This window comes from Micromonospora sp. AB353 (assembly GCF_049538395.1).
GTDB lineage: Bacteria > Actinomycetota > Actinomycetes > Mycobacteriales > Micromonosporaceae > Micromonospora > Micromonospora aurantiaca.
The window spans coordinates 1-997 of sequence record NZ_JBMVFV010000182.1 but is presented as its reverse complement, the minus strand read 5'-3'; the positions used below and the strand labels follow the sequence as shown (position 1 = coordinate 997).

The 997-nt window shown below is 66.5% G+C and carries 1 protein-coding gene; it reads right to left on the bottom strand.

Annotated elements, in window-relative coordinates; all coding sequences use genetic code 11:
- Positions 1 to 962, bottom strand: a 962-nt coding sequence (locus tag ACPCK6_RS29585) for a beta-ketoacyl reductase (RefSeq protein ID WP_423482855.1), incomplete at its 3' end; no start/stop codon positions are given.
- Positions 963 to 997: the final 35 nt, after the last annotated feature.

Genomic DNA, 997 nt, shown 5'->3' with positions numbered 1-997 from the left:
GCTTCGGGGATGTCGGTGAACAGACGCGACGGACGCAACGCCGTGAACGACGGCACAAACCGATCCCACCGCACATCCGCCACCACCACCTGCCCCTCACCACCATCCAACGCCCGCTGCAACGCCACCACCGCCAACTCCGGAGCCATCCCCGGCAAACCACGCCGACTCAACTGCTCCCCCGCCACCCCCACCGCCATACCCGCCTCAGCCCACGGCCCCCACGCCACCGACGTCCCCACCAACCCACGCCCACGCCGCGACACCACCAACCCATCCACAAACGCATTCGCCGCCGCATACCCAACCTGACCCGCCGAACCCCACACCCCCGCAATCGACGAAAACACCACAAACGCATCCAAATCCAAACCAGCAGTCAACTCATCCAACACCACCGCACCACCAACCTTCGCCCGCAACACCTCCTCCACCTCACCCACACCCACCTCACCCAACGGCGTCAACTGCGCCGCACCAGCCACATGCACCACCGCCCGCAACCGCTCACCCCGACCCACCAAATCACCCAACAACCCCGCCACCGCACCACGATCCGCCACATCACAACCCACCACCGACACCCGCACACCCAAACCCTCCAACCGCCCCACCAACTCCCCCACACCCGGCGCACCACCACCACGCCGACTCACCAACACCACATGCTCCGCACCCACACCCACCGCCCACAACGCCACCCGCGCACCCAACGCCCCCGTACCACCCGACACCAACACCGTCCCCGACAACCGAAAACCACCACCACCCGCACCCACACCCGCACCCGCCGGAGAACCCGCACGCACCAACCGCCGCACAAACACACCCGACGACCGCAACGCCACCTGATCCTCAACCCCCGACGACAACACCCCACACAACCAACCCCACACACCACCACCCAACACACCCGGCAAATCCACCAAACCACCCCACCGCAACGGCACCTCCAAACCCACCACCCGACCCAAACCCCACACCGCAGAACCGTCCA